Annotated in this window: 19 protein-coding genes and 5 pseudogenes; 21 read left to right on the top strand and 3 right to left on the bottom strand. The window is 37.2% G+C overall.

All coding sequences use genetic code 11. The features are described from left to right. Positions 1–32 precede the first annotated feature (32 nt). From HT715_RS06085 to HT715_RS06045, 11 genes and pseudogenes are all read left to right on the top strand, one after another. Positions 33–2,054: a bacteriocin-associated integral membrane family protein gene (locus HT715_RS06085; RefSeq protein WP_138703192.1), complete on the top strand. Its 2,022-nt coding sequence runs from the start codon at positions 33–35 to the stop codon at positions 2,052–2,054. Position 2,055: 1 nt separating this feature from the next. Further along, positions 2,056–2,697 carry an ABC transporter ATP-binding protein gene (locus tag HT715_RS06080; protein ID WP_000571290.1) on the top strand — a complete coding sequence of 214 codons (642 nt, stop codon included), beginning with the start codon at positions 2,056–2,058 and terminating at the stop codon, positions 2,695–2,697. Positions 2,698–2,905: 208 nt separating this feature from the next. Beyond that, positions 2,906–4,258, top strand: a complete 1,353-nt coding sequence (gene murD, locus HT715_RS06075) for a UDP-N-acetylmuramoyl-L-alanine--D-glutamate ligase (RefSeq protein ID WP_138707374.1) — start codon at positions 2,906–2,908, stop codon at positions 4,256–4,258. Position 4,259: 1 nt separating this feature from the next. Beyond that, the gene (locus HT715_RS06070) at positions 4,260–5,318 is read left to right on the top strand and encodes a UDP-N-acetylglucosamine--N-acetylmuramyl-(pentapeptide) pyrophosphoryl-undecaprenol N-acetylglucosamine transferase (protein WP_138707373.1); all 1,059 of its coding nucleotides are present in this window, start codon (positions 4,260–4,262) and stop codon (positions 5,316–5,318) included. 9 nt (positions 5,319–5,327) lie between these two features. Further along, positions 5,328–6,548, top strand: coding sequence for a cell division protein FtsQ/DivIB (locus tag HT715_RS06065; RefSeq protein WP_023936384.1), 1,221 nt, complete (start codon positions 5,328–5,330; stop codon positions 6,546–6,548). 131 nt (positions 6,549–6,679) lie between these two features. Next, on the top strand, positions 6,680–6,811 hold the full coding sequence (locus HT715_RS12275) for a hypothetical protein (RefSeq protein WP_007284949.1): 132 nt from the start codon (positions 6,680–6,682) through the stop codon (positions 6,809–6,811). Positions 6,812–6,823: 12 nt separating this feature from the next. Further along, positions 6,824–6,946 carry a hypothetical protein gene (locus tag HT715_RS12270; protein WP_001153673.1) on the top strand — a complete coding sequence of 41 codons (123 nt, stop codon included), beginning with the start codon at positions 6,824–6,826 and terminating at the stop codon, positions 6,944–6,946. A gap of 391 nt (positions 6,947–7,337) precedes the next feature. Then, entirely contained in the window at positions 7,338–8,135 is a 798-nt protein-coding gene (locus tag HT715_RS06060; protein ID WP_172922863.1) for a peptidase M50 family protein, read from the top strand. Beyond that, positions 8,119–9,114, top strand: a pseudogene (locus HT715_RS12440) (ThiF family adenylyltransferase). Before HT715_RS06060 ends, HT715_RS12440 begins: the two are co-directional and overlap by 17 nt. A 545-nt stretch (positions 9,115–9,659) precedes the next feature. Next, a pseudogene (locus tag HT715_RS06050) lies at positions 9,660–10,499 on the top strand (ABC transporter ATP-binding protein). Further along, positions 10,492–11,205 (top strand): ABC transporter permease, encoded by a 714-nt coding sequence (locus HT715_RS06045; protein ID WP_023932991.1) that lies wholly within the window; start codon positions 10,492–10,494, stop codon positions 11,203–11,205. The pseudogene HT715_RS06050 and the gene HT715_RS06045 overlap by 8 nt, the downstream one beginning before the upstream one ends. Before the next feature lie 202 nt (positions 11,206–11,407). On the opposite strand, the pseudogene HT715_RS12435 reads toward HT715_RS06045, so the two are convergent. After that, positions 11,408–11,632: pseudogene (locus HT715_RS12435) on the bottom strand (IS30 family transposase); the annotation flags it as partial. Positions 11,633–11,950: 318 nt separating this feature from the next. Between HT715_RS12435 and pyrF the strand changes: the two are divergent. The 3 genes from pyrF to lysS all read left to right on the top strand — a co-directional run bounded on the left by pyrF (position 11,951) and on the right by lysS (position 15,194). Beyond that, the gene (gene pyrF, locus HT715_RS06035; RefSeq protein ID WP_001206739.1) at positions 11,951–12,652 is read left to right on the top strand and encodes an orotidine-5'-phosphate decarboxylase; all 702 of its coding nucleotides are present in this window, start codon (positions 11,951–11,953) and stop codon (positions 12,650–12,652) included. A gap of 33 nt (positions 12,653–12,685) precedes the next feature. Beyond that, positions 12,686–13,318, top strand: a complete 633-nt coding sequence (gene pyrE / locus HT715_RS06030; RefSeq protein ID WP_138707294.1) for an orotate phosphoribosyltransferase — start codon at positions 12,686–12,688, stop codon at positions 13,316–13,318. A gap of 385 nt (positions 13,319–13,703) precedes the next feature. Beyond that, entirely contained in the window at positions 13,704–15,194 is a 1,491-nt protein-coding gene (lysS, locus tag HT715_RS06025; protein ID WP_050207953.1) for a lysine--tRNA ligase, read from the top strand. Positions 15,195–15,261: 67 nt separating this feature from the next. On the opposite strand, the pseudogene HT715_RS06020 reads toward lysS, so the two are convergent. Further along, positions 15,262–16,143: pseudogene (locus HT715_RS06020) on the bottom strand (transposase); the annotation flags it as partial. Between the two features lie 65 nt (positions 16,144–16,208). Here HT715_RS06020 and HT715_RS06015 point away from each other — a divergent pair. The 6 genes from HT715_RS06015 to kdpC all read left to right on the top strand — a co-directional run bounded on the left by HT715_RS06015 (position 16,209) and on the right by kdpC (position 24,512). Next, on the top strand, positions 16,209–18,842 hold the full coding sequence (locus tag HT715_RS06015; protein WP_023939958.1) for a sensor histidine kinase KdpD: 2,634 nt from the start codon (positions 16,209–16,211) through the stop codon (positions 18,840–18,842). Beyond that, the gene (locus tag HT715_RS06010) at positions 18,832–19,557 is read left to right on the top strand and encodes a response regulator transcription factor (protein WP_000787304.1); all 726 of its coding nucleotides are present in this window, start codon (positions 18,832–18,834) and stop codon (positions 19,555–19,557) included. The genes HT715_RS06015 and HT715_RS06010 overlap by 11 nt, the downstream gene beginning before the upstream one ends. Before the next feature lie 299 nt (positions 19,558–19,856). Next, positions 19,857–19,934, top strand: coding sequence for a K(+)-transporting ATPase subunit F (gene kdpF / locus HT715_RS06005; RefSeq protein WP_007285010.1), 78 nt, complete (start codon positions 19,857–19,859; stop codon positions 19,932–19,934). Between the two features lie 12 nt (positions 19,935–19,946). Further along, positions 19,947–21,692, top strand: a complete 1,746-nt coding sequence (locus HT715_RS06000; protein WP_138701355.1) for a potassium-transporting ATPase subunit KdpA — start codon at positions 19,947–19,949, stop codon at positions 21,690–21,692. A gap of 8 nt (positions 21,693–21,700) precedes the next feature. After that, positions 21,701–23,770: a potassium-transporting ATPase subunit KdpB gene (gene kdpB, locus HT715_RS05995; RefSeq protein WP_138701354.1), complete on the top strand. Its 2,070-nt coding sequence runs from the start codon at positions 21,701–21,703 to the stop codon at positions 23,768–23,770. Between the two features lie 124 nt (positions 23,771–23,894). Further along, positions 23,895–24,512, top strand: a complete 618-nt coding sequence (gene kdpC / locus HT715_RS05990) for a potassium-transporting ATPase subunit KdpC (protein ID WP_054388168.1) — start codon at positions 23,895–23,897, stop codon at positions 24,510–24,512. Positions 24,513–24,964: 452 nt separating this feature from the next. Here kdpC and HT715_RS05985 read toward each other — a convergent pair. Next, a pseudogene (locus tag HT715_RS05985) lies at positions 24,965–25,257 on the bottom strand (ISNCY family transposase); the annotation flags it as partial. 413 nt (positions 25,258–25,670) lie between these two features. On the opposite strand from HT715_RS05985, the gene HT715_RS05980 reads away from it, so the two are divergent. Next, positions 25,671–26,865, top strand: a 1,195-nt coding sequence (locus HT715_RS05980) for a YSIRK-type signal peptide-containing protein (RefSeq protein WP_172922862.1), incomplete at its 3' end; no start/stop codon positions are given.

Raw genomic sequence — 26,865 nt, 5'->3', positions numbered from 1 at the left:
CACGGGTGGTTATGACTTACAAGGAGTCTACTATGAAGAAACTATTCATATTATTATCAACTTTTTTTCTCAGCTTCTTCCTTGCTTGGATTATTGTCTTACGTGCGCCACAATATTTATATGCAAGCTATGATTCCGTTTCTTTACTTCGTGTCAAAAAAGATACTCAGGAACCGACGCGTGAGGTATTTGAACAGGAATTGGAGAATTTTGCAAACTCAGAACAGAGTTTAATAGCTAGAAGAATTGTAGAGCCGAGTAAGGATGGGACGACTAACTTTACTTATGCAACTTATGGTCAGGGAACTTTACCAAAAGAATTCCAAGAAGCTAGCCAAGAAAGTCGTGAACGTAGTGATCCGCTAAATAGTTATCTCCTTTTGTCAGGCTCCTTGACGAAAGAAAAGCTTGCCGATAAATTAGGAGATTTGGGTTATAAAGCAATTGCTGACCGAAAGATACCGCCCTATTCTCTTGCTTTTCGAATATTACTAAATCCCCTTATTTTAATTAGTTTAGCAATATTTGGCTTATCTTTCTTTGCTTTAGTGATTATCACTCGGATTAAGGAAATGAGAGCTGCAGGTATAAAACTCTTTTCTGGTCAGACTCTCTTATCCATCATGGGGCATTCTTTATCGACTGATATCAAGTGGCTCCTTCTATCAGCCCTCCTTTCCTTCCTAGGTGGGGGAGTCCTTCTTTTTAGTCAAGGTTTGTTTTATCCTATCTTGTTAGCCACCTATGGTTTTGGGATTAGTTTCTATCTGTTGTTTTTATTGGCGATTTCAATTTTACTAATGCTCCTTTATCTAATGAGTTTGAATTACAAAGCATTAGTTCCCGTTATTAAGGGGAGATTACCCCTTAAACGCCTGATGATTTTAACTCTATTGTGTCAGTTGGTTGCTGTTTTTACAGTGGGCTACGCTGTTAAGACAGGCTTGACGTCTTACCAACGATTGAAAGAACTTGAAATTTCAAAACAAGCATGGCAAGACAGAGCAGACTATTATCAAATTTCTTTTGGCTTAGGTGATAGAGGAAAAGATACAGAAAATCAGAGCAAGTGGTATGCCTTTGCCAAGGAAGCAATCGAAGAAGAACAGGCTCTATTTGTAAAAGATAATCTCATTCATTTTGCAAATCCTCAAGGAAAAAATGAACAGCGAGAGACACTGGATACCTATAGTCCAGATGCTAATACGCTCTATGTCAGCCCAAGTTATTTGGACAAGGAAAAGGTCGTGGTAGATGCTGAGACCAAACAGAAGTTAGTCCATCTTCAAAAAGGAGAATTTGGACTCTTATTACCAGAATCTCTTCGTTCACAGGAAGCAGAACTTAAGAAAGCTTTTGAAGAAAGTTTGAACTATTACGGGCAATCAAGTGAGGAGGCAAGTGCTCCTTTAGAGTATGAAATGAGAGCGATTATTAGCTATCTTCCAACTGGAGAAAAGCGATTTGTTTATAATAACGGTGAAAGCCCAGTATCCATTCAGTACTTAACCGATTCGATTTTAGTTGTATTTACTCCAACATCTACAGGTGATAGTTTCATTTCAAAATATGTTTGGTCTATCAATGCTGGAAAACAACTTTTTATCAAAGGATATGAGAGTGGGCTAGAACTCTTGAAGAAAGCTGGAATTTATGAGCAAGTATCTTATCTTAAAGAAGGAAGAAGTGTTTATCTAACTCGTTATAATGAAGTTCAAACTGAAACAGCAACTTTAATCCTAGGAGCTATTGTTGGAATAGCTAGTTCCTTGTTACTCTTTTATTCTGTCAATCTTCTATATTTCGAGCAATTCCGCCGAGATATTCTGATTAAACGAATTTCAGGTTTACGATTTTTTGAAACACATGCTCAGTATATGGTTAGTCAATTTGCCAGTTTTGTATTTGGTGCTAGTCTCTTTATTTTAAGCAGTCGAGACTTGGTGATTGGCTTGCTCACTTTATTCGTCTTTCTAGCTAGTGCAGTTTTGACGCTTTACCGTCAAGCGCAGAAAGAATCTCGTGTTTCTATGACAATTATGAAAGGAAAATAGGATGATTGAACTAAAGAATATATCTAAAAAATTTGGAAGCCGTCAGCTATTTTCAGATACCAATCTTCATTTTGAAGGTGGGAAAATTTATGCCTTAATCGGTACAAGTGGCTGTGGTAAGACAACACTCTTGAATATGATTGGACGATTAGAGCCGTATGACAAAGGGCAAATTATCTATGATGGCACCTCTCTTAAGGACATCAGGCCTTCTGTTTTCTTTAGAGATTACTTAGGATACCTATTTCAAGATTTTGGCTTAATTGAAAGCCAAACCGTCAAAGAGAATCTCAATCTGGGTTTAGTTGGTAAAAAGTTGAAGGAAAAAGAGAAAATCTCTTTGATGAAACAAGCTCTAAACCGTGTAAACCTCTCTTATTTGGATTTAAAGCAACCTATCTTTGAATTATCAGGAGGAGAAGCACAACGTGTTGCATTAGCGAAGATAATTTTAAAGGATCCACCTTTGATTCTCGCAGATGAACCAACTGCTTCACTAGACCCCAAAAACTCTGAGGAATTACTTTCTATCCTAGAATCTTTAAAAAATCCGAATCGGACCATTATTATTGCGACCCACAATCCTCTGATTTGGGAGCAAGTGGACCAAGTCATTCGAGTTACCGATTTATCACATAGATGATATGGTAAGATTCATACTCAATGAAAATCAAAAAGCAAACTAGGAAGCTAGCCGCAGGCTGTACTTGAGTACGGCAAGGCGAAGCTGACGTGGTTTGAAGAGATTTTCGAAGAGTATCAGTTAGAAGAAAGAGTCACAAACACACTTTGTGGCTTTTTTATTTCCATAAAAATGGTAAAATAGTAGGAGTAGAAATGGAGTTCGAGACATGAAAGTAATAGATCAATTTAAAAATAAGAAAGTCCTTGTTTTAGGTTTAGCCAAGTCTGGTGAATCTGCAGCTCGTTTGTTGGACAAGCTAGGTGCTATTGTAACGGTAAATGATGGGAAGCCTTTCGAGGACAATCCAGCTGCCCAAAGTTTGCTGGAAGAAGGGATCAAGGTTATCACAGGTGGTCATCCTTTGGAACTTTTGGATGAAGAGTTTGCCCTCATGGTGAAAAATCCAGGCATCCCATACAGTAATCCCATGATTGAAAAGGCTTTGGCAAAGGGAATTCCAGTCTTGACTGAGGTGGAATTGGCTTACTTGATTTCAGAAGCGCCCATTATCGGTATCACAGGTTCAAATGGAAAAACAACCACAACGACCATGATTGGGGAAGTTTTGACTGCTGCTGGGCAACATAGTCTTTTATCAGGAAATATCGGCTATCCAGCCAGTCAAGTGGCTCAAACTGCGACAGATAAGGACACGCTTGTCATGGAACTTTCTTCTTTCCAACTCATGGGCGTTCAAGAATTCCATACTGAGATTGCGGTTATTACCAACCTCATGCCAACTCATATCGACTATCATGGGTCATTTGAGGAATATGTAGCAGCCAAGTGGAATATCCAGAACAAGATGACAGCAGCTGATTTCCTTGTCTTGAACTTTAACCAAGACTTGGCAAAAGAGTTGGCTACCAAAACACAGGCTACTGTTGTTCCATTCTCAACACAGGAAAAGGTTGATGGAGCTTATCTGGAAGATGGTCAACTCTACTTCCGTGGTGAAGTAGTCATGGCAGCGAGTGAAATCGGGGTTCCAGGTAGCCACAATGTAGAAAACGCCCTTGCGACGATTGCTGTAGCCAAGCTTCGTGATGTGGACAATCAAACCATCAAGGAAACTCTTTCAGCCTTCGGTGGTGTCAAACACCGTCTCCAGTTTGTGGATGACATCAAGGGTGTTAAATTCTATAACGACAGTAAATCAACTAATATCTTGGCAACTCAAAAAGCCTTGTCAGGATTTGACAATAGCAAGGTCATTTTGATTGCAGGTGGTTTGGACCGTGGCAATGAGTTTGACGATTTGGTTCCAGATATTACTGGACTCAAGAAGATGGTCATTCTTGGTCAGTCTGCCGAACGTGTCAAACGGGCAGCAGACAAGGCTGGTGTGGCTTATGTGGATGCGACTGATATTGCAGATGCGACCCGCAAGGCCTATGAACTTGCGACTCAAGGAGATGTAGTCCTTCTCAGTCCAGCCAATGCCAGCTGGGATATGTATGCTAACTTTGAAGTACGTGGCGACCTCTTTATCGACACAGTAGCGGAGTTAAAGGAATAATATGAAAAAAATTGTCTTTACAGGTGGGGGGACGGTTGGACACGTTACCCTCAATCTTTTGTTAATGCCCAAGTTCATCGAAGATGGCTGGGAAGTCCACTATATCGGGGACAAGAGTGGTATCGAACACCAAGAAATCCTCAAGTCAGGTTTGGATGTCACCTTCCATTCCATTACGACTGGAAAATTGCGTCGCTATTTCTCTTGGCAAAATATGCTGGACGTCTTCAAAGTTGGTTGGGGAATTGTCCAATCGCTCTTTATCATGTTGCGACTTCGTCCACAGGCCCTTTTTTCAAAGGGAGGCTTTGTCTCTGTACCGCCCGTTATCGCTGCGCGTGTGTCAGGAGTGCCTGTCTTTATTCACGAATCTGACCTGTCTATGGGCTTGGCCAATAAAATCGCCTATAAATTTGCTACGAAGATGTATTCAACCTTTGAGCAAGCTTCAAGTTTGTCTAAGGTTGAGCATGTGGGAGCAGTGACCAAGGTTTCAGACCAAAAAACTCCAGAACCAGATGAATTGGTGGATATTCAAACCCACTTTAATCCTAAATTGCCAACTGTATTGTTTGTCGGTGGTTCTGCAGGAGCTCGTGTCTTTAACCAATTGGTGACAGACCATAAGAAAGAACTGACAGAGCGCTACAATATTATCAATCTAACTGGAGACTCTAGCCTGAACGAGTTGAACCAAAATCTTTTTCGTGTTGACTATGTGACCAATCTCTATCAACCCTTGATGGAATTGGCTGATATTGTTGTGACACGAGGTGGTGCCAATACGATTTTTGAGCTCTTGGCCATGGCAAAATTACATGTCATTGTGCCGCTTGGGCGTGAAGCTAGTCGTGGTGACCAGATTGAAAATGCAGCTTACTTTGTAAAAAAAGGCTATGCAGAAGAGCTTCAAGAAAGCGATTTGACCTTGGATAGTTTGGAAGAGAAGCTTTCTCACTTACTAAGCTACAAGGAAGACTATCAAGCTAAGATGAAGGCTTCCAAGGAATTGAAATCTCTAACAGATTTTTATCAATTGTTGAAAAAAGATTTATCATAAGGAAAGTAAATGTCAAAAGATAAGAAAAATGAGGGCAAAGAAATCCTCGAAGAATTGAAAGAGTTATCAGAATGGCAGAAACGAAACCAAGAATATCTAAAAAAGAAGGCTGAGGAAGAGGCAGCCCTAGCTGAGGAGAAAGAAAAGGAAAGACAAGCTCGAATGGCTTCAAAATCTGAAGATTCAGATGCAACCGAGGACCAAGAGAGTGAATCTGATTCAAAAGACCCAAAATCAGCTAAGGATGATACCGAAGAAAAAGTAGAAGAGTCAGAATACGTCAAAAAAGAAGTATCCAAAGAAGAATCAAAGTCCAAAGAGCCAAAGAAAGAGGATAAAAAGGCAGATAAAAAGCCTGTAAAGGAAAAACCGGTCAAACCGAAAATTCCAGGAATCCATATCTTACGAGCCTTAACGATTTTATTTCCATGTCTGCTTTTATTGATTGTCTCCGCCTACTTACTCAGTCCTTATGCGACCATGAAGGATATTCGTGTCGAGGGAACGGTGCACACTACGTCTGATGATATTCGACAGGCTTCAGGTATTCAGGATTCGGATTATACGATTAACCTTCTGCTAGACAAGGAAAAATATGAAAAGCAGATTAAGTCTAACTATTGGGTTGAATCAGCTCAACTTGTTTATCAATTTCCAACCAAGTTCACTATCAAGGTCAAGGAATATGATATTGTGGCCTACTATATTTCTGGTGAAAACCATTATCCTATTCTTTCCAGTGGTCAGCTTGAGACCAGTGCTGTGAGTTTGGTCAGTCTACCAGAAACTTATATATCAGTTCTCTTTAATGATAGTGAAAAAATCAAGGCTTTTGTCTCAGAACTTTCTCAAATTAGCCCAGAACTCAAGGCGGCTATCCAAAAGGTGGAACTAGCTCCCAGCAAGGTCACTTCCGATTTAATTCGATTGACCATGAATGATTCGGACGAAGTCTTGGTTCCTCTATCTGAAATGAGTAAGAAACTGCCTTATTACAGTAAGATTAAGCCTCAATTGTCAGAACCAAGTGTGGTCGATATGGAAGCTGGAATCTACAGCTACACTGTAGCGGATAAATTGATTATGGAAGCAGAAGAAAAAGCCAAAAAAGAGGCCGAAGAAGCTGAGAAAAGGCAGGAAGAAGAACGTAAACGTTTAGAAGAAGAACAGAAAAAACAAGAGGAAGAGAGCAATCGAAACCAAACGACCCAGCGCTCATCGCGTCGCTAGGTTTTACCTTTTTTCTCATAGTACTTTAGTGACTAGTTTTTACGTTTAATATTTGACATCTGTTTTTCTTTATGTTACATTATGCAGTGTAATCGATTGCAAAATAATTTTTTATGAAGAAGGTAACACATATGTCAGATGAAGTATTCTTATTTGAAGAAATTGAAGAAATCGTAGCCTCTACAGATGGTGAATTTTGGGGGAGTTTTACTTGGAACTGGGGTAGTTCTCTTAATTGGAGTAGCCTATTGTTAAAAAGATAGGGAGTGATAATCATGCAAGATAACTTTTTATTTGAGGAAATTGAAAAAATTTCAGTACCAGTTAGTGATTTTTCAGCTGGACTTGCAACAGGTATCGGATTTGGTTTAGCAATCCTTGCTCTTGCTGGTTGTTGAAGTTTGTTCATTTACTAACATTAAGCTTTTTCAATTTCATTTTAGACAGTCATTTGAATTTTCCGTATTAGTCTTGCAGCAAGAGATTAATAGAATTAGTCATTATTTTATTGATTGCGGACTGAGGGACTAGAGTATGTTTTACTTAGCCCCTCTTTTATTTATTAAAGGTTAGGTTTGTTATGAGAATTGTTGATAAGATTAAGATATTACCTACTCCTTATGAGGGACAGTATCATCTATATATACCATCCAGTAAGAAACATGTATTAGTTGGGAAACAGGAAAAAAATGGTTAGAGCAACTAATAGGTCAAGAATTTACCATATCGGACTTATTAGTGTTAGTAGGGAAGAAATATTATTTAAGATTTTATATTGTTCTTAGTAAAATGGGACTTATAGATTCTATGAAATCACGAAAAAAGATAAATATTTTTAAAATATCTTGGGACTTTAATATAACATTATCTGAAAAATTAAACTATAAAAGATTTAATAAGAATTTTGAAAAAATCCTATTTGGTATTTTCCCATTGGCTCTTATTTTGCAATGTTTTATTATGTATATTTATAGGGCGGATATTTTGACTAATTTCCAAAACTTTCCAATAACGCTAAACATTCTTTTATTTTGGTTGCTTGTTGTTATTATGTCTGTAACGATACATGAATTTAGCCATGCAATAATTGCTAATAATTATCAAATTGAGATCCCAAATTGTGGAATAATGCTACTTTTGTTTAATTTGGCTTTTTTTGTAGATTTAAGTGGGGTGCAATTCTTAAAAAATAAAAAACAATTTTTGAAAATTATGTTAGCAGGAATTGCTTCAAATTCGATTTTATCACTTACAGGTTTACTTGTTTTATTGTTCACATCGTATAAATTGCTTGGACTCTTATTTTTTATCATTAACTTAGGTATGATTTTTATTAATTCAATTCCTTTTTTTCAGTATGATAGTGGTATTATTTTAAGATACTTGAATTCTAACAATAATAACTTGAATTTTCAATATATAGTTCAACTTTTAATAGCATTTGTTATTATTTATTTCCCTTTGAGTCAACTATTACAGTTTTTGACACCTAATATTATTGTTCGTAGTATAGGAGGGGTGGTTGTTTCTATACTGCTTTCTATATTATATATGAGAGGAAGGACGAAATATGTTCTACGTAAATAGTTATATTTTTGCTTATAAAAAAGAAGGTATAATGTATTTGCGTGTTCGGAGTATGCGGGAAATAGCTATAGAACCTCAAATTTCGCAAGAATTTATCAACGATCTATTTAATAGTTGTAAGGAACTATTAGAGATAGAAGAAGTATTAGGCAGTAAACTAACATTTGAACTACTAAATGAACAAATTTTAATTTCGGATGAGATAGATATTGATAGTAGATATTCTAGAACTAAAGGTTGCTATTCGTTATTTTATAATGAAGAGTATAATAAAATACAGAATAAAACAGTATTAGTATTAGGAGCAGGAGCCTTAGGATGTTATATATCTCTAAGTCTAAGTATGTATGGAGTGAGGAAACTTATTGTCGCTGATTACGATATAATAGAACCATCAAATTTAAATAGGCAAATTCTTTATACAGAGTCGGATGTTGGTAAGGAGAAGATTAATGTTCTTTCTGAAAAAATACACAAGTATAATTCAGATGTTCAGGTAGTACCTATTTCTATTAAAGTTTCTTCAGTAGAAGAATGAGAAAAAATTGTTGCGGAATATGGGAGTATAGATTTTATCGTTAAAGCAATTGATACGCCCATTGATATTATAAAAATTGTCAATCAATTTGCTGTATCGCATAAGATATCCTACATATCAGGAGGGTTTAATGGATGCTATCTTATTATTGATAATATATATATCCCTACCATCGGTTCTTGCTTTGGTTGTCGGAATATAAACAAAGATATAAATAAGTACACTTTATCTGATAAGACAAAGTGGCCGACTACACCAGAGATGCCTGCTATTTTGGGAGGGATAATGACTAATTTAATAATTAAAATATTTCTGGGATGTTATAATGAAATCCTAATAGATAACGCTTACGTTTATAATATGAGAAATCATGCTCTAAGTCAAGAAAAATATGTTCTGGAAAACGGAGAATGTCCAATTTGTAAAAAAATAATAAAGTGAAAGATAACAATATTAGAGCGAAAACATTTATTCGTTCAGTTTGTTTTTGCTTATTATCAGGAGGAGTAGCTTTTTTATCTGCTATTGGGCAGTTCACTGTTATAGAAACACAATTAATAGTATTGTTCTTGGGTATTATTTTTGCCATCATTGGAAAATATAGTATGGCTTTTTTCATCGTTTGAGATTTTATTTTTGCTTGTTAATTTTAGAACATTTATTCAGTTACCAGTGGATATTTTTATTGGTATGATAATATTTTTAATGCTGTGGATATTTATTATGTTAGGTATAGTGTGTCTTAGTTATTATATAACTTTATTATTTAGCAAGGAGGCTTAGTATGTTTAAAAAAATAGGTATAATGAGTATTTGCATATATATAATTATTTTATACTGCTTGAGAATGTATCGTATTATCAATAATATTGAAACAATCTTGCTAACGGTTATATGCTTAATGTTATTGTTTTTTTTAAGACGTTTATTTGATAAAGATAAGTAAATAGATGTTAAGTAAAAATGTAGAATATAAAGGAGGTGCAATGAGTATGATTGAAGTTAGCCATTTATCAAAAAGTTTTGGTGATAAAATAGCTTTAAATAATATAAGCTTCACTGTTAAAGAAGGTTAGATTTTTGGATTTTTAGGACCATCTGGTTCTGGAAAGACCACAACGATTAATATTCTGACTGGGCAGTTCCTTGCCGATAAAGGACAATCTATTATTTTGGGACAAAAATCTCAAAATTTAACAAGCGGTGAATTAAAGAGAATTGGATTGGTTGGCGATACAAGTGGATTTTATGAGAAAATGTCTCTGTATAACAATCTTCTTTTTTATAGTAAATTTTATAATATTAGTAAATCACGTGTTGATAATTTGTTAAAGCGAGTAGGATTATATGATAGTCGCAAGATGGTAGCAGGAAAATTATCCACTGGAATGAGGCAACGAATGCTTTTAGCACGAGCTCTTATCAACAACCCCGCTGTACTCTTTCTGGATGAACCGACCTCAGGTCTAGATCCCACAACTTCTCGAACAATTCATGAGTTAATTTTAGAATTGAAAACAGCAGGGACAACGATTTTTCTAACGACTCATGATATGAATGAAGCAACTCTTTTATGTGATTATGTTGCCTTATTAAATAAAGGAAAATTAGTTGAGCAAGGAGCTCCTTCTGAACTCATTCAAAGATATAATAAAGATAAAAAGATTAAGTTTACAGATTATAATGGGAATCAGATAACTTTTGATTTTACATCACTAGAACAGGTATCTCAGGCTGATCTGGAAAATATTTTTTCAATTCATTCATGTGAGCCTACTTTAGAAGATATTTTTATCACATTAACAGAAGGAAAGCTAAATGCTTAAACGGTTTCTGGCTTTGGTATGGTTGCGTTGTCAAATTATCCTTTCCAATAAGAGTATTTTATTGCAAGTTTTAGTGCCTTTTGCTTTCACATATTTTTATAAATATCTTATGGAAACACAGGGGAAGGTCAACGATCAACAGGCATTAGTTCTTTTGATGATGTGTTTACCTTTTTCTTTGGCTTTGGCTGTTGGAAGTCCTATAACTATTATCTTGTCTGAAGAAAAAGAAAAGTACAATTTACAAACTCTTCTGTTGAGTGGTGTTAAAGGCTCCGAATACATTTTATCAACTATGTTTCTTCCTTTTTTGCTAACTTTTGTGATTATGGGAACTACTCCTCTTATTTTAGGAGTTACAATTGTACATACTTTTAATTATATTACAATCGTTCTTCTAACCTCTTTATCCATCATTTTATTCTATTTATTGATAGGTTTAACCGCGAAGAGCCAAGTAGTAGCTCAGGTTATCAGTCTTCCTGCTATGATTTTAGTTGCTTTCTTACCGATGCTATCTGGTTTGGATAAGACAGTTGCGAAGATAACAGATTATAGTTTTATGGGACTGTTTACTAAGTTTTTCACAAAATGGGAGGAATTTTCATGGAATAAAACTCTAATTCCTAATCTAACACTACTTATTTGGATTGTTCTTCTATTAACTTTAATTACGCTAACTATTAGGAAAAAGAAAATTTCTTAATTGAGTTATTTTAATGATTATAAACACAAGTGGGAAGGAAAAAATGAACTGATCTTTTTGACAGCAATTCTACAGAATAGTCTTATTGCTATATTTTGATTTGAGTGTACGAAAAAAGAAAAATAACAATAGTGCTCATACTAATTGCAGAAGTTTTGGGTGATAAGATAACTGATAAATTGCAATAAAAAATGCAACATTTTTAAATCTCCTCTATAAGTGCTTCAAAAAGTGCTTCAAAACCTGTCTTGTAATCCAAGTATTTTTGGGGACGGTGATTAATAAGCTAGCAAAGCATCATTAAGGATTTTTTCGGTAATTGTTGCCAAATCGGTTTAAGAAAATACCCACGAAGAAGTCCATTCGCATTCTCATTACTTCCCCTTTGCCAAGATGAATAGGCATCCGCAAAATAAAACAGAATTCCCATTTGTTCAATTAAAGGGTAACAAGCAAACTCTTTTTCTCTGTCCGAAGTGAAAGTCTTTAACTATTCTTTTGGAAAGAGTCTTGTGAGGTGTTCAATAGCAGTCAACATGGATTTAGCTGTTTTTACTTGACAAGTACTAGTAGAAATAATAGAATAATAGAAAACCTTTAAAGCAGTCCAGAGAGGCAGCTAAGGTTAGACGGTGAAAGGGTGGAGACTACCCATTTTTCGTGGAACCTTGCTGTTGGCAGGTTCCTTTTTTCGTGGCTTCTGTTGGCCAGACTCTCTCACTAGCAAAGGTAAAAGGAGAAACCTATGCGAGAACATCGTCCAGTCATTGCTCTTGATTTTCCTAGTTTTGAGGCGGTCAAGGAATTTTTAGCTCTTTTCCCAGAAGCGGAAAGTCTTTATCTCAAGGTAGGGATGGAGCTTTATTACGCAACGGGGCCTGGGATTGTGTCCTACCTGAAAGGCTTGGGTCATAGTGTCTTTTTAGATCTCAAGCTTCATGACATTCCTAATACAGTCAAGTCAGCCATGAAGGTCTTGTCTCAGCTTGGTGTCGATATGACTAATGTCCATGCGGCTGGTGGTGTAGAGATGATGAAGGCGGCGCGTGAAGGTCTTGGGAGTCAAGCCAAATTGATCGCTGTAACTCAGCTCACATCAACGTCAGAAGCTCAGATGCAGGAGTTTCAAAATATCCAAACCAGTCTGCAAGAGTCTGTGATTCACTATGCCAAGAAGACAGCTGAAGCTGGCTTGGATGGTGTTGTTTGCTCGGCTCAGGAAGTACAAGTCATCAAGCAGGCTACCAATCCAGATTTTATCTGTCTGACACCAGGGATTCGTCCAGCTGGTGTTGCAGTTGGAGATCAAAAACGAGTCATGACACCTGCTGATGCCTATCAAATCGGCAGTGACTATATCGTAGTGGGACGTCCCATTACCCAAGCTGAGGATCCTGTTGCAGCTTATCATGCGATCAAGGATGAATGGACACAGGACTGGAATTAAAGAACTAGATTAGAAAAATAAAAGGAGAATACCATGACACTTGCTAAAGATATCGCTAGCCACCTCTTGAAAATCCAAGCCGTTTACCTCAAACCAGAGGAGCCTTTCACTTGGGCCTCTGGTATCAAGTCGCCGATTTATACGGACAACCGTGTGACACTTGCCTATCCAGAGACTCGTACTCTCATTGAAAATGGTTTTGTGGAAGCTATCAAAGAAGCCTTTCCTGAGGTTGAGGTGATTGCAGGAACTGCAACAGCAGGGATTCCACACGGAGCTATTATTGCTGACAAGATGAACCTGCCATTTGCCTACATCCGTAGCAAACCAAAAGACCACGGAGCTGGTAATCAAATCGAAGGTCGCGTAGCTCAAGGTCAAAAAATGGTAGTGGTTGAAGACCTTATTTCAACGGGTGGTTCTGTTCTTGAAGCCGTAATAGCAGCTAAACGCGAAGGAGCAGATGTACTTGGAGTTGTAGCGATTTTTAGTTACCAATTGCCAAAAGCAGATAAGAACTTTGCAGATGCTGGTGTGAAATTGGTGACGCTTTCTAACTACAGTGAACTCATCCACCTAGCCCAAGAAGAAGGCTATATCACGCCAGAAGGACTCGACCTTCTAAAACGCTTTAAGGAAGACCAAGAGAATTGGCAAGAGGTGTAAAAAATCAAAAGACTAAAAGGTTAAAAATTATACTATTCTGTCATATCAGGTGTATGAATGACAAGATTCAAGTTGTTAATGTTTTTTACGTCAATTGTTTCAGTTTTAGATTTGCTTGGCTTGCTCTTATATAAAAAGTAGCACACGTCATGAAAGTTACAAGGGTTAAAGTATAATCCATAAATATTGTCAGATCCCTTTTCTGATATTTTGGAATTTCTTGCTTATCCCAGTCTTTTCAGTGATTTGGCTCAGTAATCTTAGCGTCAAGTTCTTTTTAGTTTTGAAAGATTATCCGTGAATTTCTTGCTTATTTATGATAAAATGGGAGTATCGCAAAAAATGACTCATCGTATTCAATTTTGAGTAAATCTAGGAGGATCCCATGTCAACAGAACATATGGAAGAACTAAATGACCAGCAGATCGTTCGCCGTGAAAAAATGGCTGCGCTCCGTGAACAAGGAATCGATCCTTTCGGAAAACGCTTTGAACGCACTGCAAATTCACAAGAATTAAAAGATAAATTTGCTGACCTCGATAAAGAACAATTACACGATAAAAACGAAACAGCTACTATCGCAGGACGCTTGGTAACCAAACGTGGTAAAGGTAAAGTAGGTTTTGCCCACCTTCAAGACCGCGAAGGTCAAATCCAGATCTACGTTCGTAAGGATGCTGTCGGTGAAGAAAACTACGAAATCTTCAAAAAAGCAGACCTTGGTGACTTCCTTGGTGTCGAAGGTGAAGTGATGCGTACGGATATGGGAGAACTCTCTATCAAGGCTACTCACATCACACACTTGTCTAAGGCCCTTCGTCCTCTTCCTGAGAAATTCCATGGTTTGACAGACGTTGAAACAATTTACCGTAAACGTTACCTTGACTTGATTTCTAACCGTGAAAGCTTTGAACGCTTTGTCACTCGTTCAAAAATCATCTCTGAAATTCGTCGTTACCTTGACCAAAAAGGTTTCCTTGAAGTGGAAACACCTGTTCTTCACAACGAAGCTGGTGGTGCCTCTGCCCGTCCATTTATCACCCACCACAATGCCCAAAACATTGACATGGTGCTTCGTATCGCGACTGAGCTTCACTTGAAACGCCTTATCGTGGGTGGTATGGAACGCGTCTATGAAATTGGCCGTATCTTCCGTAACGAAGGAATGGATGCTACTCACAACCCTGAGTTTACTTCTATCGAAGTCTACCAAGCTTATGCTGACTTCCAAGATATCATGGATTTGACGGAAGGCATTATCCAACATGCTGCTAAATCAGTTAAGGGCGACGGTCCAGTCAACTACCAAGGAACTGAAATAAAAATCAACGAACCATTTAAACGTGTTCACATGGTGGATGCTATCAAAGAAATTACTGGTGTCGATTTCTGGCAAGACATGACTTTGGAAGAAGCTAAAGCTATCGCTGCTGAGAAAAAAGTTCCTGTTGAGAAACACTATACTGAGGTTGGTCACATCATCAATGCCTTTTTTGAAGAGTTTGTTGAAGAAACTTTAATCCAACCAACCTTTGTCTATGGACATCCAGTAGCTGTATCTCCACTGGCTAAGAAAAATCCTGAAGACCAACGCTTTACTGACCGTTTCGAGCTCTTCATCATGACTAAGGAGTACGGTAATGCCTTTACTGAGCTCAACGACCCAATCGATCAGCTTAGCCGTTTTGAAGCCCAAGCTAAAGCTAAAGAACTTGGTGACGATGAAGCGACAGGTATCGACTACGACTACATCGAAGCCCTTGAATATGGTATGCCACCAACAGGTGGTTTGGGAATCGGTATCGACCGTCTCTGCATGCTCCTCACGGATACAACTACTATCCGTGATGTATTGCTCTTCCCAACAATGAAATAAGCTCTTATCCTCTGGTACTTGCCAGGGGATTTTTGGCTCTTTGTCAACTGTAGTGGGTTGAAGTCAGCTAAGCTCGAGAAAGGACACATTTCGTCCTTTCTTTTTTGATGTTCAGAGCGATAAAAATCCGTTTTTTGAAGTTTTCAAAGTTCCGGAAACCAAAGGCGTTGCGTTTGATGAGTTTGATGAGATTATTGGTTGCTTCTAATTTGGCGTTAGAATAGTGTAGTTGAAGGGCGTTGACAATCTTCTCTTTATCTTTGAGGAAGGTTTTAAAGAAAGTCTGAAAAAGAGGATGAACCTGCTTAAGATTGTCTTCAATAAGTCCGAAAAATCTGTCAGGCTCCTTATTCTGAAAGTGAAAAATCAAGAGCTGGTAGAAATCATAGTGGTGTTTCAAGTCTTCTGAATAGCTCAAAAGTCTATCTAGAATTTTTTTTATTGGTCAAGTGCATACGAAAAGTAGGGCGATAAAATCGTTTATCGCTGAGTTTACGACTATCTTGCTGGATGAGCTTCCAGTAGAGCTTGATAGCCTTGTATTCATGAGACTTTCGATCCAATTGATTCATGATTTGGACACGGACACGACTCATAGCACGGCTTAGATGTTGCACAATGTGAAAACGATCAAGAACAATTTTTGCATTAGGGAGTGAAACAGTCTGGGAGACTGTTTCAGCCTGAGCCTAGAAATTCGAAAGCGAAGCTGTTTAGCCAAGTCATAGTAAGGACTAAACATATCCATAGTAATAATTTTGACGCGACATCGGACGGCTCTATCATACTTAAGAAAGTGATTACGAATGACAGCTTGTGTTCTACCCTCAAGAACAGTGATGATATTGAGCTTGTTAAAATCTTGCGCAATGAAACTCATCTTTCCCTTGGTGAACTCATACTCGTCCCATGATATAATCTCCGGAAGGCTATTGTAAAAAAAATAAAATTAGGTTATAATGACTTCTGATAAATGATTTTACTACAAAAGGTTGGGTTAACTAAGGTGATGTTATGAAAACAGGGGCGTTAAGAATTTATTTTGGTTATGCTGCAGGAGTTGGAAAAACCTATGCTATGCTTAGAGAAGCGCAGCGAGCTCAAAAAGCTGGAGTAGATGTGGTAGTAGGTTACATTGAACCTCATAATCGACCTGAGACTATGGCTTTACTGATTGGTCTTGAGCAATTATCTCCTAAAACAATAAAATATAAAGGTATCACCTTAAATGAGTTTGATATTGATACTGCTTTAAGGCGTCAACCACGCATTATTTTAGTGGATGAATTGGCTCATACTAACTGTTTTGAGTCACGTAATAAAAAGAGGTACCAAGATATTAAGGAACTGCTTTATGCAGGGATTGATGTCTATACTACTGTAAATGTCCAACATATTGAAAGTTTAAACGATGTGATTGAAGCTATTACAGGGATTCAAGTTAATGAGATAATTCCAGATGCTATTTTTGATCAGGCTGATCAGATTGAACTTGTAGATATTGACCCATCAGATTTACTTGAACGATTGGATAAAGGAAAAATTTATTCTAAATCGCAAGCTAAATTGGCCAAGCGTCACTTTTTTACTGAAGAAAAGTTAATATCTTTGAGAGAAATCGCTTTGCGCAAAGCAGCTGATCAGATTAATGGAAGTGCTTTTCGAGGAAAAAAAGTTAAAGATAGTATTGTGACCAAGGAACATGTCTTGGTCTGTGTGTCACCCTCTCCCTCCTCTTCACATGTCATTCGCGCTGCTTCAAGATTAGCAAGTGCTCTTAATGCAGACTTTACAGCCCTGTATATTGGTAGTTTAGATAGGGAACTGACTAATCAGGAGTTACATCAGAACTTGGAATTGGCAGAGCGGTTGGGAGCTAAGGTGACAGTTATGGATTATAATAATGTGACCAAGCAGATTGCTGATTACGCAAAATTGAGCCGTGTTTCTAAGTTAGTAGTCGGAAAAAGTGGCTCCAGAACTATTTGGCCTAAAGAAAATATTGTGGAAGTTCTTAGTAAGAATGTTCCTGATTTGGATATGTTTGTAGTCCATAATACTAGAGGAAAAAAAGAGACTTCGGTTGGTAAGCTCTCGTTGCCTTCTTGGTTTTCTAAATGGCAATTTTCTTTCAGTGATTTGGTTAAAACACTGGTGGTATTGTTGCTAGTAACCTTAACAGGTCTTTTATTTCGTTTCTGGAATCTCAGTACCAACAACGTTATAATAATATATATATTAAGCGTTCAAATAAATGCTGTTTGGACAAAAGGAAAACTTTATAGTGTGATTTCTTCTATTTTATCAGTTCTTTGTTTTAATTACTTTTTTGTGGCTCCCTACTACACTTTTACTTCTTTTACTCCTACTTATCCTATGACTTTTGCTATTATGTTAATTACTGGTCTGATTACTTCTAGTCTCATAAAAAGGATTCAAGAGCAGGCAAGATTATCTACTGAAAAATCTTATCTAACAGAGTTGTTACTACAAACAAATAGAGGATTATCTCAGGCAGACTCTATTCCTTCTATTTTAGAAGAACTAGCTATTCAAGTCAAAAAATTATTGAATAGTGATGTGGTGATTTATCCTGTAACAGGTGGTACTTTGGAGACGCCGAAATATTTCCCTACCAGTCATTCTTTGAGGACCTTAGCTGATTACTATCAGTACAATGAGCGAGGAGTGGTTGAGTGGGTTTTATATAATAATAAACAAGCTGGAGCAACAACAAACACCTTGTCTGCTGCTAAATTTCTGTATTTATCTGTCAGAGGTAAAGATTCTGTTTTTGCTATTATTGGTATTTTAATAGAGGATAAAACAATGATTGACCTGTTTGAAAAATCTGTTATTCTAACTGTTTTAGGAGAGGCATCCTTGGCATTAGAAAAAGAAGCATTACGCGAAGAACAACAAAAAATGGAACTTAAAATACAAAAAGAACAGTTAAGGGTTGATTTGTTAAGGGGAATCTCACATGATTTGAGAACTCCACTTACAAGCATATCAGGTCAGTCTAAATTAATGATGGAGACGGGGGGAATCATGGAGAAACAGCGTATGATAGAATTAGCTGCCTATATTTACGATGACTCTATGTGGTTGATTAATCTGATTGAAAATTTATTGTCAATTACTAAATTGGATAATGATACTACTCTTTCATTAAGAATAAATGTTTTCGATGAGTTGATTGAAGAAGCTTTGAAACATGTGGATCAACATATTAAGAATCATGACTTTGTTTTAATTTTATCAGATGATTTATTAATAGCTAAAATGGATGCTCCCTTGATTGTGCAAGTACTGGTTAATATCATTAACAATGCAGTTAAATATACGCATGAAGGATCTTTAATTACATTGACGAGTAATAGAAAGGATCAGAACCTGGTGGTTGAGGTTTCTGACGATGGTCCTGGTATTAACGATCAAGCAAAAGAAAAGATTTTTGACCTTTTTTATACATCAGAAAATTTGGCATCCGATGGTAAAAGAGGCCTAGGTATAGGACTATCTTTATGTAAGAGTATTATTACAGCACATGGGGGGACTATTTACGTCCATGACAATACTCCTAAAGGAGTTATCTTTGGATTTACACTACCACTAGCGGAGGTGAATGTATTACATGAAAAATGAAAATGTTAAGATTTTAATTTGTGAAGATGACTCTTCCGTTAACAGACTTTTATCCTTAGCAATGGAAGTTGAAGGTTATCATTATGTATCAGTTCGGACTGGAGAGGAAGCTTTGCGTCAGATCATTTCGCAATTTCCAGATTTATTATTATTGGATTTGGGTTTGCCAGATATGGATGGTAAAGACATTATTGACAAGATTCGTAGCTTTTCACAGCTACCTGTTATTGTTGTTAGTGCACGTGGAGAAGAAAGTGACAAGATTGATGCACTTGATGCTGGGGCAGATGATTATTTGACGAAACCCTTTAGCATTGATGAGCTTTTCGCTCGGTTAAGAGTTAGTCTTAGGAGGTCAAAGCAGATTAATCAACAAAGTGACGGTAATTCTGAAAAATCATCTTTTACTAATGGCTGGCTACATGTTGATTTTTTATCTAATCGTGTATTTGTTAATAACCAAGAAATTCACTTAACCCCGATTGAGTATAAGTTGCTTTGTCTTCTATCAGAGAATGTTGATAGAGTGTTGACTTATCGTTTTATTGTCAAGGAAATTTGGGGATATTATGAGGAAGATTTTTCTGCTTTGAGAGTTTTTGTTAATACATTGCGAAAAAAAATCGAATTAGGATTGGGTTACTCTAAAATGGTTCAAACTCATATTGGTATCGGTTATCGTATGATTAAGATTGAAAATTATGATGACAAATAATCCAAAAAGAATTTTATTCACCTGATTTGTAATTTCTTGGCAGCTATTTGAAACAAGTCTTAGGATAGGTTGTCTTAGGTTATTTTAGGAGACAATCTTTATATAATCTTTATTTTATATCCGTAATCTTTATATCATTTTTATACTTTTCGTGGTAGAATGATTATATTCTTGAAGGAGGATACAATGCTAGTAGATTTCATAATGTTTCTAGTTTTATTTTTTATTTTTTTGTTAATGATTGGTTTTATTGTTTGGTGTGATAAGCACCTTAAAGGTGATTAGAGGGAGAGTGTACTATGATAGTATTAGGAATAATTTTTGGTTTATTAATCTGTTATTTATTTTATGCTCTGTTACACCCGGAGAGATTTTAGGAGGAATGTGAGATGTTACAAATCATATTTGTCTTAGTACTGGCTTGTATTATTATATTACCAACTGGAAAGTATCTTTACCATATAGCTAGCCAGCAAAAAACTTTTGCAGATCCCATTATGGATCCTATTGATAGGTGGATTTATAAGTTGCTTGATGTGGACAAAAAAGGAATGACTTGGAAGGAGTATGCTGTAGCCCTTATTTTAACTAATGCTGTTATGGCTCTAGTGGCTTATGTAATCCTAAGAACACAGGCCTTTTTCTTTTTGAACCCCACCCGTGTTGGTTCATTAGAATCAAGCCTGAGTTTCAATACAGTCATATCTTTTATCACCAATTCTAATTTACAAAATTATGCTGGTGAGAGGGATTTGTCTTTTTTTAGTCAGATGGTTGTCATTACTTTTATGATGTTTACCTCAGCTGCTTCAGGCTATGCTGCTGCTATGGCTTTTATCAGAGGTGTATCAGGCAAGTATCAAGACATGGGGAATTTCTATGTTGACTTTGTTCGGGTGATTACTCGAGTGTTGCTTCCTTTTTCAATAATAGGCTCTTTGTTACTTATTTCACAGGGGGTTCCCCAAACACTATCAAAAGAGTTATATGCGACTACTTTGGAGGGCAATTTACAAGGTCTTATAATGGGACCGGTCGCTTCTCTTGAAATTATTAAACACTTGGGAACCAACGGTGGTGGTTTTTTTGCAGCAAATTCAGCAACTCCCTTTGAAAACCCTAATGTAATCACAAATATTATTGAAATGCTATCTATGATGTTGTTACCAGGTTCTATGGTAGTTGCTTTTGGTCATATGGTTTCATCTAGGAAAAAGGAAAATCATCCCTTTGATTCTGTACAGAAAGTTTCTTATAAGTCCACTAAATCTACGTTTATTAAACTAGGAGGACAGGCAAGACCGCTTCTGATTGTTATGCTATTCTTATTTTTTGTGGGTTTATCCATTATTGTTTGGTCAGAAAGTAGAGGAAATCCTGTCTTGCATCAATTGGGTTTGAATCAATCAATGGGAAGTATGGAAGGTAAAGAAGTTAGGTTCGGTATTCCAATGTCTGGTCTGTTTACAGAAATAACAACGGCTTTTACAACGGGTTCCGTGAATAATATGCACGATACTTTGACTCCTCTAAGTGGTGGAGTAGCTATGATTAACATGATGCTCAATGTTATATTTGGCGGTAAAGGTGTAGGAATAATGAATATGATGCTGTACGTTCTTCTTACTGTTTTTATTTGTGGATTAATGATTGGGCGTGCACCTGTTTATTTAGGAAAAAAAATTGAAGGTAAAGAAATGACTTTAATTGCTTTAGCCATCATGGTTCACCCTATGATTATTCTAGGTTTTTCAGCAGTAGCTGTCTCATTGCCAGCAGGATTTAACGGTGTTACCAATCCAGGATTTCATGCTTTATCACAAGTGATTTATCAATTTACCTCAGCTTCTGCTAACAACGGATCGGGATTTGAAGGACTAAAAGACAATACTTTATTCTGGAATATATCTACAGGATTAGCTATGTTTTTTGGACGCTATGTGACTTTGATTCTTCAGCTATCGATTGCTGGTTCCTTAATGACTAAGCAACATGTGAATGATTCCCTAGGTTCTTTAAAAACAGATACGGGGACTTTTGCCATTATTTTAGGTGTGATAGTGTTGATTATATCAGCCTTAACTTTCTTACCAGTCCTTGTACTAGGACCTTTAGCTGAATTTCTAACTCAATGAGGTTTATTATGATTTCAAAGAAAACTTACTTTCTGACACAAAAGATACTACTCAGTTCCCTTAAAGGAGCGGTCGTAAAACTTCGCCCTAGTTACATGATTAAAAATCCAGTAATGTTTGTAGTTGAAGTTGGTTTTGTTCTGACCTTCTTTTTAACAATTATCCCCGTTGATGCTCAACAAGATAGCCAAAGTAGTCAATTGTATAATGGCATAGTAGCAGTGATCCTATTTTTAACTTTATTATTTTCTAATTTTGCTGAATCCATTGCGGAAGGAAGAGGAAAAGCACAGGCTGAAAGTTTAAAAAAGACGCAAGAAAATATGACAGCTAGACGACTCTATTTTGACAATGATGGTCTGACCCTTCTTGAAGAAACTATTGAGGCCACAGCCTTGCAAAAAGGAGATATCGTTCTGGTTAAGGTAGGAGAATTAATTCCTGGTGACGGTGAAGTTATTGAAGGAATTGCTTCTGTAGACGAATCAGCCATTACAGGAGAGTCAGCTCCGGTGATCAAAGAACCTGGTGGTGATTTTGCTTTTGTAACAGGAGGGACAACTCTTGCTAGTGACTGGCTTAAGTTGAAAATGACCTCACGTGCTGGAGAGTCTTTCTTGGACAAAATGATTTCCTTGGTAGAGGGTGCTTCTCGGCAAAAAACCCCTAATGAAATTGCCTTGAATACTTTGCTAGTCAGCTTAACAATTATATTCTTAATGGTAATTGGAAGTTTGTACCCGATTGCCAGCGCTTTGCATATAAAGATTACAGTTACTACTCTTGTGGCATTGACCGTATGTTTAATTCCAACAACAATTGGAGGCCTGCTGTCAGCAATTGGAATTGCAGGTATGGATCGCGTTACACGGTTCAATGTGATTGCTATGTCAGGAAAAGCAGTGGAGTCTAGTGGTGATGTGGATACTATGATTTTGGACAAAACAGGAACCATCACCTTTGGAAATCGTATGGCTGCTCATTTTGTTCCTGTAGATGGTGTTAGTCAAGAGTCTTTAATAAGAGCAGCTGTGCTAAGTTCTCTACAGGATGATACACCGGAAGGAAAATCAATTGTTAAGCTTGCTAAAGAATATGGGGCAAGTATTCCTCCTATTTCTGAAGATATGACCTTTATTGATTTTACTGCTCAAACACGAATGAGTGGGATAGACTTTGTTGATGGGGGAATGATACGTAAGGGTGCCACAGATGCTATAAGTCGCTATATTAAAGGTAAAGGTGGTGTGATTCCGAAAGATTTGAGGTCTATCAGTGAAAGAATTGCTTCAGCTGGAGGAACACCACTGGCAGTAGTGGAGGGGCAGAATATTTTGGGAGTGATTGCTCTCAAGGATACCATCAAACCAGGTTTAGTTGAGCGTTTTGCTCGCCTACGGGCAATGGGAATTAAGACTATTATGTGTACCGGTGATAATCCTCTTACCGCTGCGACCATAGCTCAAGAAGCAGGCGTTGATAGCTTTATCGCTGAATGCAAGCCAGAAGATAAAATTGAAGCTATTAAAAAAGAACAACGCTTAGGAAAAGTTGTTGCGATGACAGGAGATGGGACTAATGATGCACCAGCACTAGCTCAGGCAGATGTCGGTATTGCTATGAATTCTGGAACAAGTGCTGCTAAAGAAGCTGCTAATATGGTAGATTTAGATAGCGATCCAACCAAGATTCTGGATATCGTTGAAATTGGAAAGCAATTATTAATGACGCGAGGAGCTTTAACCACTTTTTCAATTGCTAATGATATTGCCAAATACTTTGCCATTATTCCAGCTATTTTTATGCGCAGTATCCCCCAAATGCAATCGTTAAATATCATGTCATTATCAACGTCTTCCAGCGCAATTTTATCGGCTCTGATTTTCAATGCCATTATTATTCCTCTTCTAATTCCGATTGCGATGAAAGGAGTTTCTTATAAGCCTCAAAGGTCAGAAAAAGTTTTGGCTCATAACATGCTGATTTATGGTTTGGGTGGAGTCTTCATCCCGTTTATTGGAATTAAAATCATTGATATGAGTATTACTCCATTATTGTATCTATTGGGTTTATCCTGATAAGATTAGTTTAATATAATATAATAGTCAAAGGAATAAGATTGAAACTTATTTACATTTCTTTACGTTTAAAAGAATTAGTGTCTTTTCCTTGGGTTGAACATGAAAGGAATGAATAACAATCATGATAAAAATATTTATATATATCAGACGTTCTGTCCGACTAAGTCTTTTATTTGGGGCGGTTTGTGGATTATTTTACCCTTTGCTGATTACCGGATTAGGGCAGTTTATTTTTCCTGTTCAAGCCAATGGTAGTCAAATTAAGCAGGATGGGAAGCTTATTGGATCGGCTTTAATTGGGCAAGAATTTTCGTCAGCTGCTTTTCTGCATGGTAGACCATCTGCTATTCAGTATAATACTTACCTTAGCGAGGGAGACCCAAGTGGACAAAAGCGGGATATTATTTCTGGTTCCCAAAATCTGGCTCCTAGTAATCCTGAACTAAAAGTACGTGTTCAAAAGGAACTGTCTCTTCTCATAAAAGAAAACCCAACTATTTCAATCAGAGATATCCCTGCTGATTTGGTAACAACATCGGCTTCGGGATTGGATCCAGAAATCAGTCCAGAAAGTGCTAAACTACAACTCCCCCGTATTTCTAAGACAACAGGTATTAGCTTGCCTAGACTGGAAGAAATCATTGACAAGCATACAGTAACAAAAATCTTTGGATTTCTAGGTGAAGATAGGGTGTCTGTGTTAAAAGTTAACATCGATATTATGAAGGAACTGAACTAGCACCGCTGTAAAAGTCATACGGGCATTATTGTAAGTAATTAGTAGTGAGAGGTGCGCCTATTACAAAAAAGGGATAAAAAATAACTCTTACTTCCTAGACTATATAATCTGGTGAGTATCTTACAGATAGAGAAAGGAAGTTGGCATTTATTTATGAACTACTTTTAGCTGGTTTGAGACTTGTGACAAACTCATTTCACTGAAGAATTGCCAATCGAAAGTGATGATGTCCCAAAAAAATGGTGAGATTGAGGGCAATTATTTTGATTTCATTTGATGCGAGGAACCCTTGAAGCTATTTTGTCAGCTAAACCAAGGCTAGTCTTAGACTTGGCTCTCCAGCCTCTTATCAAATGAAATGCTTGTCTTAGACTCCTTGCTTTCTTTCTCCTAAATATAAGGGATAGAGTGATTTCCTTTAAGGAACAGCTTCCCATTTAGCGAGAAATAGCTTATACTTGTAGATGAGGAGAATCAAGCTCCTCACCAGTAAACTCTTCATAATCCTTTTTATTTTTCTGAAGATATTGTTTGAAAGATGTGAGTTTCCACGGATGGGTTTGTGGAGGGATATACTTGCGTCTTTCTTTTTTTGTTCTGGTTCTGGTTCAAAGTTTTTCGAATAGAGTTCATGAACTAGTAGCTCCTTTGTATGATAGATTTTGTCAGCGATATTGAGGTAGCTGTCACCATCAAATGCTTTTATAACGAATGCTTTCGTCTTTCTGATGAAATAGACTTCTTTTCCTTTCTGTTGATAGGCTAGTAGCAGACGATTGATTTGTCTTTCGGAAAGGTTGAGTTCGCCACAGGTTCGATTATTTGTTTTCTTTCCTTGGATTATAGCTTTTATCACAAGATATTTTTTCGTTTCATTCATATTTAGCTGGATACTTTTCATATGACTATTCTAGCAAATGGGACATTTTCACGTTCGATTTACTAAAGACATTATCACATTCGGATTACAAAAACAGAAAAAATAAACTGTTTTTTCTTGCAAAATTCGGGGGGGTGGTATAATAGCTGCTAGACTGTATATTCTTCATAGGAGGTACAGTGGGGTAAATAGTCGTAAGTTGCTATTTATATATTATTGTCAATCGAAGAGGAAAATGACATGTTCTCTTCAATCATATCTTTAAAGGAGAAAGAGTTATGGATTTTAGAAAGTGTAACAGAGAAAAGGTCTTCCGTTACTCCATTCGTAAGTACCACTTTGGTGCCGCCAGTGTCGCGGTTGCCGCATTGATGTTTTTAGGAGCACGAGCTAGTGTTGTTCAGGCGGATACTACAGTAAATGCTACAGAGGTGTCTCTTGAGAGTTCTGATCCTAAATCGGATTCAGCTGCGGGGGGAACTAGTGAAGCTTCGAATGGAAGTGAGCGAAGTGCTGATGAAACAAGTAATTCTGTTCAGCGTACTCCTGTTGGCAGTGATAGGGACGCTTCTCCATCAAGCAATAATGGGGAAAGTTCTGAAGGGTCAGATAGAAGCAACAGTAGTGCCGTTAGCGGAAGTGATAGAAGTGCTGAAGAGACAAGTAACTCTGGTCAGCATGCTCCCGTTAGAAGAGCTAGGAGTGTCGGGGAAGACCGGGCATCAAGCTTGAATGGGCGGTATGTTTATGGTGTTAATCAACACCCTGTACCGGATGACAAGTATAATGATAAGGAATATCTTTATGGGCAATGGCCGTATGCTAAAAATAATTGGTTAAATGCTAATACTAAAACTAAGAATGTATTTGAAGTCTATACAGATCCGATTACCGATGTGACAACGGTAAGACGTAGAGTGAAAGATCCGACTAAAACTGGTCCGGGACGTGACAATGTATATAGAGACGAAAGTGAAACTGATCCTGGTATCTTAGATATTTTTCAGAAACATCCAGACGCAAGACGTATATTAATAAATATGGAATCGATTGGTGAAAATATTAAGGTAAGAGTAATTGGAGATTCCAATCAAGAGTTAGCTGTTTTACAAGTTCCTAAAGAAGATGTATTTATGAAGCAAAGCGAATGGGAGGTTAAGAAAAAAGAAAGGGAAAGGCAAGAAGCAGAAACAGGCCCAGCTAAGGCAGCTGCTAAAGCAGACTTAGACAAGGCAGCAGAAAAAGAAAAAGCAGCCATTGCAGCAGATAAGAGCTTAACTGCAGCACAACGTGCTGAGAAAGAGCAAGCTGTAGAAGAAGCACGAAAAGCAGCCGAAGCTAAAATTACTGCAGCAGCAGATGCAGATGCAGTTGCTACAGCGAAAACAGAAGGTGTTACTGCTATTGAAGGCGTCCACACACCAGGTGACTTAGAAGCTGTTAAGAAAGCTGCTAAAGCAGACTTAGACAAGG

Source organism: Streptococcus sp. 4155, from assembly GCF_013276695.1.
GTDB classification, from domain to species: domain Bacteria; phylum Bacillota; class Bacilli; order Lactobacillales; family Streptococcaceae; genus Streptococcus; species Streptococcus pseudopneumoniae.
Note: the sequence above shows the minus strand (reverse complement) of the source record. Positions and strands in the feature narration are given on the sequence as shown.